Genomic DNA, 14,104 nt, shown 5'->3' with positions numbered 1-14,104 from the left:
GGCTTTTCATGCCGCCGGACAAAGCAGGCATAATACCGCGCCTTTACCCGTCAACCGGTAGCCCCGTGAACCCAACGCCCGCTGTGAATACCTTGCGCCCCTCGGCTTGTCCGGGGTTGCTGCGTATTGTCCAGGCGCTGGACGGCGGCATTTGCCGGGTTAAATTGGCGGGCGGCGCGATCACCGCCGCCCAGGCCCACGCCGTGGCGGACGCGGCCCAGGCGTATGCGGGCGGAGTGATCGAGGCGACCAACCGCGCCAACTTGCAGATTCGCGGCATCGGCGCCGAGCAGCAAGCGTTGATCGCCCGGCTGCTGGCGGCGGGCCTGGGGCCCAGCAACGCGGGCGGTGACGACGTACGCAACCTGATGCTCAGCCCCAGCGCCGGCATCGACCCGCAGATGCTATTCGACACCCGCCCGCTGGCCGCGCAGATCCTCGCCACCCTGGAAAACCATCCGCGTTTCCATCAACTGTCGGCCAAGTTCGCGGTGCAACTCGATGGCGGCGAAGACCTGGCGATGCTCGAACATCACCACGACCTGTGGTTGTCGGCCTTCGTACGCCATGGCGAAACCCTGCTCGCGTTCGGCCTGGCCGGCTGTCCGGGTCTGGATGCGCCCCTGGCCGCCGTGCCATTGAGCCAAGGGCTTGAGTTGGTAGTGGCCGTGCTGGAAGCCTTTCTGGACCTCGCCACCCCTGAGCAAACGCGCATGCGCCATTTGCCTGTGGATAACGTGCTGAGCCATTTGCGTGTGCCGTTGCTGCCAGTCGACCGCTTCACTCGCCCGCCCAGCGACGCGTCGCTGCAGGTGGGCACTTATCCACAAGCGCAAAAGAATCAGTTCTACGTCGCCGCCCTCGCGCCCCTGGGCCGCCTGGACCCAACGATGCTCAAGGGCGCCGCACAACTGGCCAGCGACTATGGGGACGGCACCTTGCGCTTCACTCCCTGGCAGGGCGTGCTGCTGCCCAACGTCGAAAAGCCTCACGCCGTGACCGAGCGCCTGGCGCAACTGGGCTTTATCTGCTCCTTCGACCACCCGTTGGCGCGCATGATTGCCTGCACCGGCTCCAGTGGCTGCGCAAAAGGCCTGGCCCACACCAAGGCCGACGCCGTGCAACTGGCTGCTCTGCAACCGGGCGTTGAGGTGCATCTGTCCGGCTGTCCGCGCTCCTGCGCTGCCGCGCACACCGCGCCCGTCACCTTGCTGGCGGTGAGCCCCGGCCACTACGACCTCTATTTTCGCGATGCAGCCCAGCCAGGTTTTGGCCGGCTGCACGCGCGCACTCTTTCCATTGAAGCGGCGGGCGCCCTGTTGCGCGCTCGTCCACGGAGCAACACCGATGATTGATTACATCCGCGACGGTCAGGAGATCTATCGCAACTCCTTCGCCATTATTCGCGCGGAAGCCAAGTTGGACCGCATCCCGGCTGACTTGGAAAAGCTCGCGGTGCGGGTGATTCATGCGTGCGGCATGGTCGAGGCCATCGACGGCCTGCAATTCTCCGAAGGAGCGGGCAAGGCCGGGCGTGACGCGTTGGCCGCTGGCGCGCCGATTCTGTGCGATGCGCGGATGGTGTCCGAAGGCGTGACCCGCGCACGCCTGCCGGCCAATAACCAGGTGATCTGCACCCTGCGCGACGACAGCGTGCCGGAGCTGGCGCGGGAGCTGGGCAACACCCGTTCCGCCGCCGCCCTTGAGCTGTGGCGCCCGCACCTGGAAGGCAGCGTGGTGGTGATCGGCAACGCGCCGACCGCGTTGTTCTACCTGTTGGAAATGCTCGACGCCGGCGCGCCGAAACCGGCGTTGATCCTCGGTTTTCCGGTGGGTTTTGTTGGCGCCGCTGAATCCAAGGCGATGCTCGCCGCTGACAGCCGTGGGGTGCCGTTCGTGATCATGCAAGGCCGCCTGGGCGGCAGCGCCATGGCGGCCGCCGCGGTCAATGCCCTGGCCACGGAGGTCGAATAATGCAGGTGCGCGGACGTTTGATCGGCCTGGGCGTCGGCCCCGGTGACCCCGAACTGATTACCCTCAAAGCTTTGCGCCTGCTGCGTGAATCGCCGGTGGTGGCGTACTTCGTGGCCAAGGGCAAGAAGGGCAATGCCTTCGGCATCATCGAAGACCATCTGGTACCGCAACAGACCCTGATGCCGCTGGTGTACCCGGTGACCACCGAAGTGCTGCCGGCGCCGCTGTCCTACGAGCAGGTGATCAGCGACTTCTACGACAACGCCAGCCTCGACGTGGCCGCGCACCTGGACGCAGGCCGCGACGTGGCGGTGATCTGCGAAGGTGACCCGTTCTTCTACGGCTCCTACATGTACCTGCATGACCGCCTGGCCGAGCGCTACGACGCCGAGGTGATTCCAGGCGTGTGCTCGATGCTCGGGGGCGCCTCGGTACTTGGCGCGCCGTTGGTGTATCGCAACCAGAGCTTGTCGGTGCTCTCGGGCGTATTGCCCCATGGGGACCTCAAGCGCCGCCTGGCGGATGCCGATGCTGCCGTGATCATGAAGCTGGGGCGCAACTTCCCGAAGGTGCGCCAGGTGTTGGAAGAGCTGGGCCTGGCCGAGCGGGCGTTGTATGTGGAGCGTGCCACCATGGCCAACCAGAAGATTGTGCCGCTGGATCAGGTGGAGCCGATGTCTTCGCCGTATTTCTCACTGATCATCGTGCCCGGTGAACGGTGGCAAGGTTGATGACCCCGGCGATTGTGATTCTGGGCCAGGGCAGCCTGGTGACTGCGCGCACGCTCCAGCAGGTTTACCCCGGCGCGTTGATCCACGGCCTGGCCACACGGGTTGAAGGTGCAGACCGCAGCTACAGCGAATTCGGCGCGACCTTGCGTCAGCTTTATCAGCAGGGCACGCCACTGATTGCCCTGTGCGCCGCTGGTATTGTGATCCGCACCCTGGCGCCGTTGCTGCTGGAAAAGGGCGAAGAACCCGCCGTGCTGGCCGTGGCCGAAGACGGCAGCGCCGTGGTGCCGTTGCTCGGTGGCCTGGGCGGTGTGAATGTGATGGCACGGGATATCGCCGCGGCACTGGGCGTATCCGCGGCAATCACCACCAGTGGCGAGTTGCGTTTTGGCACCTGCCTGCTCAACCCGCCGGCGGGCTATCAACTGGCCGATATCGAATTGGGCAAACGCTTTGTCTCCGACCTTCTGGCCGGCGAAAGCGTGCGTATCGAAGGTGCGGCGCCATGGCTGGAGGAGGCTAACCTGCCTCAGGATCAACAAGCGCGCCTGGCGATTCATGTAGGCAGTGCCGAGCGCACTCCGGCAGCCAACGAGTTGCTGATTTACCCGCAGAATATCTACGTCACTTGCCGGCCGGGTGCACAGTTGGCCGAGCGTGTGCGCACGGCGTTGCACGAGGCAGGTGTGGCTGTGCAATCCCTGGCCTGCCTGCTGGCCAGCGACCTGCAGATGGCTGACGCGTCCTTGCATGAAGCCGCGTCGGCTCTGGGCGTACCGCTGCGTTTTGCCGCGCTGACACCCGTTGCGGATATCAGCATTACCGTGGCCGAGCAGCCCTTGGACCTGACACAGGTGGGGCGCCCGCGCGGGCGTCTGGCGGTGATCGGCCTGGGCCCCGGCGCCGCTGAACTGATGGTGCCGGCGGTGAAGGCGGAACTGGCGCGTTGCACCGATGTTTTGGGGTATGAAACCTACGTGCGCATGGCCGGGCCGTTCCGGGACGACCAAGTGCAACACTGCACTGACAACCGCGAAGAAATGCAGCGCGCCCGCCACGCTTTCGAGTTGGCTGCGCAGGGGCGTTCGGTGGTGGTGGTGTCGTCCGGCGACCCTGGCGTATTCGCCATGGCTGCGGCAGTGATCGAAGCGCTGCACGAGTCCAGCGAGCCGGCCTGGCATCAGGTCGACCTGGAAATCCTGCCGGGGGTTTCCGCTTCGCTGGCCACCGCTGCCCAGGCGGGCGCGCCGCTGGGGCATGACTTCTGTGTGATGTCGCTGTCGGATAACCTCAAGCCCTGGTCGATCATCGAAAAACGCCTGGACCTGGCTTCCCAGGCCGACCTGGCCTTGGCGTTCTACAACCCGATCTCGCGCTCCCGGCCTTGGCAACTGGGGCGCGCCCTGGAGATCGTCGCGTTGCATCGCACGCCACAGACGCCGGTGGTGCTGGGCCGTGACATCGGTCGTCCAGGCCAGACGCTGCGCGTCACCACCTTGGGGCAACTGACCCCCGAGCAGGTGGACATGCGCACCATGGTGCTGATCGGTTCATCCACCACCTGTGTGTTCCCGCGCGCCGGTGGGGGCGAGTGGGTGTACACGCCACGTTGGTATGGCGACAAACCCAACTCCTGAAAACAGCCCCGTTGGCTGCCGGAAAGCTCCGAATAACCCAGGGATTCCCCTGGCGTTGTTCGGGGCTTTTTCTTTTTTTTGCGATGAAAACCGCATACCTGCCCGCCGCGCCTTGTTATTGCTGGGCGCTGGTTTTGGGTGGGGCAGGCCAAGGGATGTTTGTCGCATGGAAAGCGAGCAGCTCCCTGGACTAGGGTGGAGACAAGCCCCATGTGGGGTGCTTGTGGAGAACAGAAAATGGAGCGACGTCACAGAAGGATCAACAGCAAAAAAAGGCGCAAGTTGATTGCCGCCTACAAGTTGCCGGGCGCACCTGCACGGCAGGCCATTTGCGCGTTGGATCGCGAGGATGATTGCAACGCGGCCGTGGTCAACAACGGGGTGATTTCGTTTGCCGAAGGGTTATCGGCGTTGAACCGCGAATACGTGCGCAAAAGCTATTTGCTGGCCAGCAGTTATGTGAGCGATGTGCTGAACGTCCAGCGGGGCAGCGAGGCGTGGTACGAGGAATTTATCAAGGTCATGGTCAGCCTGGGCTGGCTGCCGCTGCGCAGTCGCTTTGAGCGGGTCTCGCGTGCGGGCAAGGGCCTGACCGTGCAACTGGCGGCGCTGAATATCATCGCCTCGATGCTGACGTCGACGGCGCTGTCCGGGCCGTTGCTCAGCGCATTGCCAAAACTGGCCGCCGATGCGCTGGACGCATTGAAGCGTCAGCCAGCGTCTTTCGAGCTGTTCAAGCGCAATTGCGCGGTGCGCGAGGGCGGCGATTTCGGCCTGGCCTCCTGCGCTGAAACAGACGGCGAATTGATCATGGTGCTGGTGACCTACAGCACCCATGGTGTGGATAAACAGGTGGGCCTGCCGTTCCTGGAGTGGGACAGCTCCTCGTTCGAGGCCTTCAGCGGGCAGACTTGCCTGGTGCTCAATACCTTGATGGTCAACGAGAAAACCATCCAGCTGATGCGCGAAAGCGCCGGTGACAAAGTCGAAATGGCGATCGCCAAATACCGGATCTAGGGCACCAGGTAGCCGCGTACCCCGGTAAAAATGATTTGCGCGGCCAGGGCGCAGACGAACAGGCCCATCAAGCGGCTGACAATCTGCAAGCCCTGGTCGCCGAGAATGCGTTCGATACGGTTGGACAGGTACAGCACCACGCCCACTGTCAGGCTGGCCAGGGCAATACTGAGGATGGCGGTGAGCTTGTCATCCCAGTGCGGTTGGCTGACGCCCATCACCAGCAAGGCGCCGATGGTGCCGGGGCCGACGGTGAGGGGGATGGTCAGCGGCACGATGGTCACGTCCTGCTGCACGTTGTCGGTCTGCACCGCCGACTTGCCCTGGGCCATGCCCAGGGCGGAGATAAACAACACGCTGCCGGCGCCGATGCGGAACGCGTCGACGGTAATGCCGAACACACTGAAAATCACCCGGCCAAACAGGTAGAGCAGCACGCTCGATACCAGGGTGGCCAGTGCGACTTTCCACGCCAGGCGCCGACGCTCCTTGCTGGAATAGCCACGGGTGAGGCTGATAAAGCAGGACAGCACAAAGAACGGGCTGTAGAGCACCAGCATCTTCAGGTAAACGCTGAATAACACATGGAGCATGGGGGCGGCTCGCGGGCGGGGGAAGTGGGGAGGAGTCTATCTGACAGAGATCAAATGTGGGAGCTGGCTTGCCTGCGATAGCCATAGGTATCTACGCAACTTTGTGGGCAGTAGCAACAGACGGTAACCACGATGCGAAGCGAGCCGCTCTTGATCTGCTTTTGATCTTAAGCGCCCCGTTAAACCACGCTGGCCGGAATTCGACAGGGATTTGGGGGGTAAACCGGCAGGGATGCCGGTTTAGCCGCCCCGCGCCATGGATGGCGCGTGGCGGCGGCCCCCCAAATCACTGGCGGATTACGGGCACACCGAGCCTAGGCGAGGTGCCGAGTGGTGGGGCAAGAGCGTTTTGCTTACTTTTGCGCTTTTCAAAAGTGAGCCGCCGTCAGGGCGGAACCCTAAGTCGCCGTTACCGCAGCAATGGATATGTACACAATCCAACTGTGTTGACTGCCAGGCCGCCTTCGCAGGCAAGCCAGCTCCCACAGTTTGATCGCGGGGCGGCAGGTAGATAAGTGTAGGCTGTCCGGCCGTTACGGGAGCAAGCTCCCTCGCCACAGGTTAGCGTCGTACCGAAGTTGTGTAGATACCTATGCTGCCATAGCGGTGGGTCAGTTAACACATCAGTGACTGATACATCGCTATCGCAGGCAAGCCAGCTCCCACAGGGGATGGTATTTCAGGTCAGGATGGGGCGTGTTCCGGGCGTTGTTGGCGCTGCGCCACCCAGTAGTCCACCAGCTCGCGCAGCTGCGACAGTTCCACGGGCTTGGCCATATGCCCGTCCATGCCTGCCTGGCGTGCGCGTTCTTTGTGTTCCGAGAGAATGTGCGCCGTGAGCGCTACCACCGGCGTGCGCACGCGTTGGTGGCTGACTTCCCACGCCCGCAGTTGCTGCGTGGCAGAGAAACCATCGAGGATCGGCATCTCGCAGTCCATCAACACCAGGTCATAGCGCTGGGCTTTCATCGCTTGCAGCGCTTCTTCGCCGTTGCTGGCGGTGTCCGGGTTGAGGTTGAGCTTGCCGAGCATGCCGCGAATCACTTTGGTGGAAATGCTGTTGTCTTCGGCCACCAGGATGCGGAAATCGCTGGGCACGGTGATGGCGGCCGGTGCGCTGGGGGCCGGGCGGGCCACGAGGGCACCTTTGCTGCGCTGGGTCAGCTCATCGGCCAGGGTGGTTTTGAGGGTATAGCCCGCCACCGGTTTGGCGAGGATGCGCTTGATCCCGCAGTTGCGCGCAATGATCTTGCTCGGCGCGTTACTGATGCCAGTGAGCATGATCAGCAGGATGTCGTGGTTCAGGCTCGGGTCTTCCTTGATCTTCGCCGCCAGTTGCATGCCGGTCATGCCGGGCATGTTCTGGTCCAGCAGCACCACATCGAAGTAATCACGCAGGTGCGCCTTGGTACGCAGCAGCGCCAGGGCCTCCTTGCCCGAAGGCGCGGCGCTGACGTTCAGACCCCAGGCCGTGCATTGCTGCACCAGCACTTTGCGGCAGGTGTCGTTGTCGTCCACCACCAGCACGCGGGCGTCCTTGAGCGGGCCGTCGAGGTCGCTGGTCGGGTGCTCCAGGCGTTCCGGGTCCAGCGGCAGGGTCAGCCACAGGGTGCTGCCCTGGTGACTGCCGCTCTTGACGCCGAACTCGCCGTTCATCAACAGGATCAACTGGCGGGCGATGACCAGGCCCAGGTGGCCGCTCAAGCGCGTCGCGGAAAGGAAGTTTTTGCTGTGCAGTTCGCTGTGCAGCAGGGCGTCGCGTTCGGCAGCTTCCATGGGTACGCCGCTGTCTTGCACGGCAATGCGCAGGCGCGGCTTGGTGCTGCGCTCATCCAGGGCGACAACGATCAACACTTCGCCTTCATCGGTTTTGTGCAGGGCGTTTTCCAGAAGGCTCAGTAAAGCCTGGCGCAGTCGCGTCGGGTCACCGCTGATCACCCGTGGCACCTGGGGCTGGATGAAGCTGATCAGCTCGACATTCTGTTGCTCGGCCTTGGCGCGGAAGATACTCATGCAGTCGTCGATCAACGCATTGAGGTCGAACTGCACATCATCGAGTTCGATCTGGCCGGATTCGAGCTTGGAAATGTCGAGAATCTCGTTGATCAGGGTGAGCAACTCGTTACCGGCACTGTGGATGGTCTGCACATAGTCGCGTTGCTTCACCGACAACGGCGTACCCAGCAGCAACTCGGTCATGCCCAGCACACCGTTCATGGGGGTGCGAATTTCGTGGCTGATCTTCGCCAGGAACTCGGCCTTGGCGGCGATTTCGGCGTTGCTGGCCGCCAGGTCGCGGCTGAGGCTGAAGCGGGTTTCGACAATGGCGCGCTGGCGCTCGCCGAGGGCCAGGCTCATCAGCAGGCCGCTGAGGCAGATAAAGCTCAGCAGGGTGACGATCAGGCCTTGTGGCGCCACCAGTGTGAGGCCGAGCAGGGCGGGCAGGATGATCAGCGTGCCGATGTTGAACACCACCATGGCCGCCACGAACAAGCGCGCCGGGCGGTAGCCTTTTTGCCAGTGATAGGCCGAGACAAACAGCATGCTCAGGCCCGCCAGCGCGACCAGGGCATAGGTGATGATGTTCAACGGCAAGGTATTGACGAACAACAGCAACAGGCCGCACAGGATGATCAGCAGGATGTCAGCCATCAATACTTTGTTCAGCGGATGCGGGCCCAGGGGCATGAAGAAGCGGTAGGCAAACATCAGCCCGCAGGGCGCGGTCAGCAGCAGGGCCAGGTAGGCGCCAGGGGTCTGGATCGCGTGCCAGTTCGGCAGCCACGGCCCCACCAGGTTGAGCAGTAGCGCCAGGCTAAGCATCAACAGGAACTCGCACGCGGCCAGCCACAGGCTGCTGCGCGAGCGGTGGTAGGCGAAGCGCGTGAGGTTGTGCAGGATCAGCATCGACAGCACGCCGAACAGCAGGCCGTAGATCAGCGTCTGGTTCTGGTTGGCGGCGGCCAGTACCGCAGGTTCCAGGGTGATGTAAGGGCGCAGTTCGTGTTCCGAAACCAGCCGCAGGTACACCTCCAGAGGCTGTTGGCTCTGGGGCATCGGTAACATGAAGTCGCTGCTGGGCAACGGACGCTCAGCCTGGGGTTGGCGAGTGCCGGTGATTTGTTGCTCCACCAGGGTGTCGCCGTCCAGCACGTACAGGCTCAGGCTGGACAGGTCCGGGGCGAACACCCGCAGCACTTGTTCGTGCTTGCCGGGCTGCAACCTGAAACGCACCCACAACGCACCGTCCGGCTGCGCGGCAGTGATGCGGTCCAGTTCGATGGGGCTAAATTGATTGGTATAGCGGGCGGAACGGATGTCGCTCAGTTGCAGGTCGGCCTGTTCATCAAGCAATACCGCCCAGCCACTGCCTTGCGCGGCGGCCTGGGCCGGTAGCAAGCAGAGCAAAGTCAGCAGACTGATTGTGAAACCTATGGCGATCCTGAGCCAGCGCACGGCGAAATCCCTTCGGTAGTTGGATGCACGGGTTAACTATGCGCGGGGCGACAGGGTACGGCAAGGGCCAAAGGCCCTTACCTAACCGAACGGATAGCTACTGCAAGTGTAGCTGCTCAGTTGTTCTCACCACGTTCGCGGGCAATGGCACGGTAGCCAATGTCGGTGCGGTAGAAGCAGCCCTTCCAGTCGATTTTCGCCGCCAGTGTGTACGCCTGTTGTTGCGCGGCATCGACACTGGCACCCATCGCGGTGGCGCACAATACGCGGCCACCGGCGGTTACAACTTTGCCGTCCTTGAGCGCGGTGCCCGCATGGAACACCTTGCCTTCCAGCGCAGCGGCCGCGTCGAGGCCTTCGATCACATCGCCCTTGGCGTAGTCGGCAGGGTAGCCACCGGCCGCCAGCACGATGCCAACGCTCGGGCGTGGGTCCCATTGCGCTTCGACCTTGTCCAGGGCCTGGGCGAGGGCGGCTTCCACCAGCAGCACCAGGCTCGATTGCAGGCGCAGCATCACCGGTTGGGTTTCCGGATCGCCGAAACGGCAGTTGAACTCGATGACTTTCGGGTTACCGGCTTTGTCGATCATCAGGCCGGCGTAGAGGAAACCGGTGTACACGTTGCCTTCATCGGCCATGCCGCGCACGGTTGGCCAGATCACCAGGTCCATGACGCGCTGGTGCACGTCGGCGGTCACCACCGGCGCCGGGGAGTAGGCACCCATGCCGCCGGTGTTCGGGCCGCTGTCGCCGTTGCCGACGCGCTTGTGGTCCTGGCTGGTGGCCATCGGCAATACGTTCTTGCCGTCGACCATAACGATAAAGCTGGCTTCTTCGCCGTCGAGGAATTCCTCGATGACCACGCGCGAACCGGCGTCACCAAAAGCATTGCCGGCGAGCATGTCGCGCACGGCGTCTTCGGCTTCCTGCAAGGTCATGGCGACGATCACGCCTTTGCCGGCAGCCAGGCCATCGGCCTTGATCACGATCGGTGCGCCTTTCTCACGCAGGTAAGCCAGGGCCGGCTCGATCTCGGTGAAGTTCTGGTAATCGGCCGTCGGGATCTTGTGGCGAGCCAGGAAGTCCTTGGTGAAGGCTTTCGAGCCTTCCAGCTGGGCGGCGCCAGCGGTAGGGCCGAAGCAATCCAGGCCACGGCTGCGGAACAGATCCACGACGCCAGCCACCAGCGGCACTTCCGGGCCGACGATGGTCAGGGAAACGTTCTTCTCGGCAAAATCTGCCAACTGCTCCAGGGCCAGCACGTCGATGGCGACGTTTTCGCACTTGGCTTCGATGGCGGTGCCGGCGTTGCCGGGGGCCACGAAGACTTTCAGCACGCGTGGGTCCTGGGCTACTTTCCAGGCCAGGGCGTGTTCACGGCCACCGCTGCCAATGATCAAAACATTCATTTCAAAAACCTCTGAGAAACGCTGTGCTTCATCTGTAGGAGCGAGCTTGCTCGCGAAGGTCGCTAACGATGACGAGGGTAAATTGACACCCCGTGGCGTTCTTGAGTTTTTCGCGAGCAAGCTCGCTCCTACAGTAGAGAAGCGGTGCTGTTTAGTGGCGGAAGTGGCGCATGCCGGTGAAGACCATCGCAATGCCCGCTTCATCAGCGGCGGCGATGACTTCTGCATCACGCATCGAACCACCCGGTTGGATCACGGCGGTCACGCCTGCTTTCGCGGCGTTGTCCAGGCCGTCACGGAACGGGAAGAACGCATCGGATGCCATCACCGAACCCACCACCTGCAAACCGGCGTGTTCTGCCTTGATCGCGGCGATACGTGCCGAGTTCACGCGGCTCATCTGGCCAGCGCCGACACCGATGGTCTGGCGGTTCTTGGCGTAGACGATGGCGTTGGACTTGACGTACTTGGCCACTTTCCAGGCGAAGATCAGGTCGTTGATCTCTTGCTCGGTCGGCGCGCGCTTGGTCACGACTTTCAAGTCATCGCTGCCGATCATGCCGATGTCGCGGCTCTGTACCAGCAGGCCGCCATTGACGCGCTTGTAGTCCCAGGCGGCGGCGCGGTCTGCCGACCACTCGCCACAGGCCAGCAGGCGCACGTTGGCTTTGGCGGCGACGATGGCGCGGGCTTCTTCGCTGACGCTTGGGGCGATGATCACTTCGACGAACTGGCGCTCGACGATGGCCTTGGCGGTCTCGGCATCCAGTTCGCGGTTGAAGGCGATGATGCCGCCGAATGCGGATTCGGTGTCGGTGGCGTAGGCCAGTTCGTACGCCTGGCGGATACCGCCTTCAGCGTCCGGGCTCACGGCCACGCCACACGGGTTGGCGTGCTTGACGATCACGCAGGCCGGCTTGACGAAGCTCTTCACACATTCCAGCGCAGCGTCAGTGTCGGCCACGTTGTTGTAGGAGAGTTCTTTGCCTTGCAACTGAGTGGCGGTGGCGATGCCCACTTCGGCCGGCTTGGCTTCCACGTAGAACGCCGCGCTCTGGTGCGGGTTCTCGCCGTAGCGCATTTCCTGGGCCTTGATGAACTGGCTGTTGAAGGTGCGCGGGAACTGGCTGCGGCCTTCTGTGCTCAAGGTGACCGCAGCTTGATTCACGGTGCCCATGTAGTTGGCGATCATGCCGTCATAGGCGGCGGTGTGTTCGAACGCCTTGAGCATCAGGTCGAAGCGCTGGGCGTAGGTCAGGCCACCGGCCTTGAGGTTTTCCAGGACGCTGGCGTAGTCGCTGGCATTGACCACGATGGCCACGTCTTTATGGTTCTTGGCCGCCGAGCGCACCATGGTCGGGCCGCCGATATCGATGTTTTCGATGGCGGTCGGCAGGTCGCAACCTGGCTTGTTGATGGTGGCTTCGAACGGGTAGAGGTTAACGGCCACCAGGTCGATCGGCTTGATGCCGTGCTCGGTCATGATGGCGTCGTCGATACCGCGACGGCCGAGGATGCCGCCGTGGATTTTCGGGTGCAGGGTCTTGACGCGACCGTCCATCATTTCTGCGAAACCGGTGTAGTCCGCGACTTCTACTGCGGCCACGCCGTTGTCCTGCAGCAGTTTGAAGGTCCCGCCCGTGGAGAGGATTTCCACACCCAGGGCTTCCAGCTCCCGGGCAAATTCGAGGATCCCGGTCTTGTCGGAAACACTGATCAAGGCGCGGCGGATCGGCAGGCGGGTGGTCTGGTCGGTCATCTCAATTTCCATCAAAAGCAAAGGAAGTCAGCAAAAAAGGCGACCGGTTTTACGCGGGCGCCTTTCTGGTTTGATTGAATGCTTACAGCAAATCGTACTGCTTGAGCTTTTTGCGCAAGGTGCCACGGTTGAGGCCCAGCAGCTCACTGGCTTTGGTCTGGTTGCCCTTGACGTAGTTCATCACGCTTTCGAGCAAGGGCGCCTCGACTTCGGAGAGCACCAGGTTGTACACATCCGTGACGGAAGCGCCCTCAAGGTGGGCGAAATAATTGTGCAGCGCCTTCTCGACACTCCCGCGAAGGGTCTGGCCTTCTTCGCTCGGCGTGTTGAGGTGCTGTTTCAAATTGACGTTGTCGCTCACGGGTGTTGTTCCACTCACTAAAGTCTCGGTCATCATCGTCATGCGGCCACCCCTTCTCCATCCCCTGTTCCCAGGCTCTTGTCGCGTCCGGCGAAGAACTCACGAACGGTGGCGACCTGTGCCTGCGTTTCATCCAAACGATTGAACTGAGCGCGGAATTCCTTGGCGCCCGGCAAGGTGGCGAGATACCAGCCGACATGCTTGCGAGCAATGCGTACTCCCATCACGTCCCCATAGAAGGCGTGCAGGGCGGCCAGATGCTCTAGCAGAATACGTTCCACCTCGACCAACTCTGGTGCCGGCAAGACTTCACCGGTACGCAGGAAATGCTCGATTTCACGAAAAATCCACGGCCGCCCCTGGGCGGCCCGGCCAATCAACAAGCCATCGGCACCGGTCGCGTGCAGCACGCGCCGGGCTTTCTCGGCACTGTCGATGTCGCCATTGGCAAAGACGGGCATCGACACGGCCTGCTTGATCGCGGCAATGGTGTCGTACTCGGCTTCACCGGTATAAAGGTCGGCGCGGGTGCGGCCATGCACCGCCAGCGCTGTAATACCTGCCTGTTCAGCAATCTTCGCCACCGTCAGGCCATTCTTGTTGTCCCGGTCCCAACCGGTACGAATCTTCAGGGTCACCGGCACATCCACTGCGCCGACAACGGCCTGCAGGATCTCGGCGACCAACTGCTCATCTTTCAACAGTGCGGAACCGGCGGCCTTGTTGCAAACCTTCTTGGCCGGGCAGCCCATGTTGATATCGATGATCTGTGCACCCAGCTCCACGTTGGCCCGGGCTGCATCCGCCAGCATCTGCGCATCGCCACCGGCGATCTGCACCGAGCGTGGCTCGGGATCACCTTCGTGGATCATGCGCATCCGCGACTTGCGGGTGTTCCACAAACTCATGTCGCTGGTAACCATTTCAGAGACTACTAGACCCGCGCCCAAACGCTTGCACAGCTGACGAAAGGGCTGGTCGGTGACACCCGCCATCGGGGCGAGGATCAAGCCGTTTTGCAATGTGTATGGGCCGATGCGTACCGCCGACATAGGACTTCCCTGTTGTGGGGCCGGATCATTAGAGTTCGAAAAAGGGTTGGCATGATACCCGCTCTCGATGACTGGTTAAAGGCTGAATTGGATAAAATCTGAACAGTTACTTTTT

At 62.5% G+C, this 14,104-nt stretch carries 11 protein-coding genes; 5 read left to right on the top strand and 6 right to left on the bottom strand.

Going from position 1 to position 14,104, the window contains the following annotated elements; all coding sequences use genetic code 11:
• The first annotated feature begins 8 nt into the window (after positions 1–8).
• The 5 genes from cobG (at position 9) to CRN80_RS05345 (ending at position 5,359) form a co-directional block, all read left to right on the top strand.
• Positions 9–1,355, top strand: coding sequence for a precorrin-3B synthase (gene cobG, locus CRN80_RS05365; protein ID WP_098949698.1), 1,347 nt, complete (start codon positions 9–11; stop codon positions 1,353–1,355).
• On the top strand, positions 1,348–1,974 hold the full coding sequence (locus CRN80_RS05360; RefSeq protein WP_003188162.1) for a precorrin-8X methylmutase: 627 nt from the start codon (positions 1,348–1,350) through the stop codon (positions 1,972–1,974). Before cobG ends, CRN80_RS05360 begins: the two co-directional genes overlap by 8 nt.
• Entirely contained in the window at positions 1,974–2,705 is a 732-nt protein-coding gene (locus CRN80_RS05355; protein ID WP_098949697.1) for a precorrin-2 C(20)-methyltransferase, read from the top strand. Before CRN80_RS05360 ends, CRN80_RS05355 begins: the two co-directional genes overlap by 1 nt.
• Positions 2,705–4,342 carry a precorrin-3B C(17)-methyltransferase gene (gene cobJ / locus CRN80_RS05350; protein ID WP_098949696.1) on the top strand — a complete coding sequence of 546 codons (1,638 nt, stop codon included), beginning with the start codon at positions 2,705–2,707 and terminating at the stop codon, positions 4,340–4,342. Before CRN80_RS05355 ends, cobJ begins: the two co-directional genes overlap by 1 nt.
• Positions 4,343–4,579: 237 nt before the next feature.
• Positions 4,580–5,359, top strand: a complete 780-nt coding sequence (locus CRN80_RS05345) for a hypothetical protein (protein ID WP_098949695.1) — start codon at positions 4,580–4,582, stop codon at positions 5,357–5,359.
• Here CRN80_RS05345 and CRN80_RS05340 read toward each other — a convergent pair.
• The 6 genes from CRN80_RS05340 to dusB form a co-directional block, all read right to left on the bottom strand.
• Positions 5,356–5,952 (bottom strand): MarC family protein, encoded by a 597-nt coding sequence (locus CRN80_RS05340; protein ID WP_003171467.1) that lies wholly within the window; start codon positions 5,950–5,952, stop codon positions 5,356–5,358. The genes CRN80_RS05345 and CRN80_RS05340 overlap by 4 nt on opposite strands.
• 684 nt (positions 5,953–6,636) lie before the next feature.
• Complete coding sequence (locus CRN80_RS05330) at positions 6,637–9,408, bottom strand: hybrid sensor histidine kinase/response regulator (protein ID WP_032893766.1); 2,772 nt, start codon at positions 9,406–9,408, stop codon at positions 6,637–6,639.
• 116 nt (positions 9,409–9,524) lie between these two features.
• Positions 9,525–10,817 (bottom strand): phosphoribosylamine--glycine ligase, encoded by a 1,293-nt coding sequence (gene purD / locus CRN80_RS05325; protein ID WP_098949693.1) that lies wholly within the window; start codon positions 10,815–10,817, stop codon positions 9,525–9,527.
• A gap of 151 nt (positions 10,818–10,968) precedes the next feature.
• On the bottom strand, positions 10,969–12,576 hold the full coding sequence (gene purH / locus CRN80_RS05320) for a bifunctional phosphoribosylaminoimidazolecarboxamide formyltransferase/IMP cyclohydrolase (RefSeq protein WP_098949692.1): 1,608 nt from the start codon (positions 12,574–12,576) through the stop codon (positions 10,969–10,971).
• Between the two features lie 82 nt (positions 12,577–12,658).
• Complete coding sequence (fis, locus tag CRN80_RS05315) at positions 12,659–12,979, bottom strand: DNA-binding transcriptional regulator Fis (protein WP_002555375.1); 321 nt, start codon at positions 12,977–12,979, stop codon at positions 12,659–12,661.
• A complete protein-coding gene (dusB, locus tag CRN80_RS05310) occupies positions 12,976–13,989 on the bottom strand; it encodes a tRNA dihydrouridine synthase DusB (protein WP_034126416.1) in 1,014 nt (337 codons plus the stop codon). Before dusB ends, fis begins: the two co-directional genes overlap by 4 nt.
• Positions 13,990–14,104: the final 115 nt, after the last annotated feature.

It is taken from the genome of Pseudomonas sp. FDAARGOS_380, assembly GCF_002591235.1.
In the GTDB taxonomy this organism is placed as follows: Bacteria; Pseudomonadota; Gammaproteobacteria; order Pseudomonadales; family Pseudomonadaceae; genus Aquipseudomonas; species Aquipseudomonas salmasensis.
The sequence above is the reverse complement of the archived record's forward strand: the minus strand, read 5'-3'. Positions and strand labels throughout refer to the sequence as shown.

Coding starts and splice junctions, on each gene's coding strand:
- purH (WP_098949692.1), bottom strand. CDS start 12,576: ATGACCGACCAGACCACCCGCCTGCCGATCCGCCGCGCCTTGATCAGT.
- dusB (WP_034126416.1), bottom strand. CDS start 13,989: ATGTCGGCGGTACGCATCGGCCCATACACATTGCAAAACGGCTTGATC.
- CRN80_RS05340 (WP_003171467.1), bottom strand. CDS start 5,952: ATGCTCCATGTGTTATTCAGCGTTTACCTGAAGATGCTGGTGCTCTAC.
- CRN80_RS05355 (WP_098949697.1), top strand. CDS start 1,974: ATGCAGGTGCGCGGACGTTTGATCGGCCTGGGCGTCGGCCCCGGTGAC.
- cobG (WP_098949698.1), top strand. CDS start 9: ATGCCGCCGGACAAAGCAGGCATAATACCGCGCCTTTACCCGTCAACC.
- cobJ (WP_098949696.1), top strand. CDS start 2,705: ATGACCCCGGCGATTGTGATTCTGGGCCAGGGCAGCCTGGTGACTGCG.
- CRN80_RS05345 (WP_098949695.1), top strand. CDS start 4,580: ATGGAGCGACGTCACAGAAGGATCAACAGCAAAAAAAGGCGCAAGTTG.
- CRN80_RS05360 (WP_003188162.1), top strand. CDS start 1,348: ATGATTGATTACATCCGCGACGGTCAGGAGATCTATCGCAACTCCTTC.
- fis (WP_002555375.1), bottom strand. CDS start 12,979: ATGACGATGATGACCGAGACTTTAGTGAGTGGAACAACACCCGTGAGC.
- purD (WP_098949693.1), bottom strand. CDS start 10,817: ATGAATGTTTTGATCATTGGCAGCGGTGGCCGTGAACACGCCCTGGCC.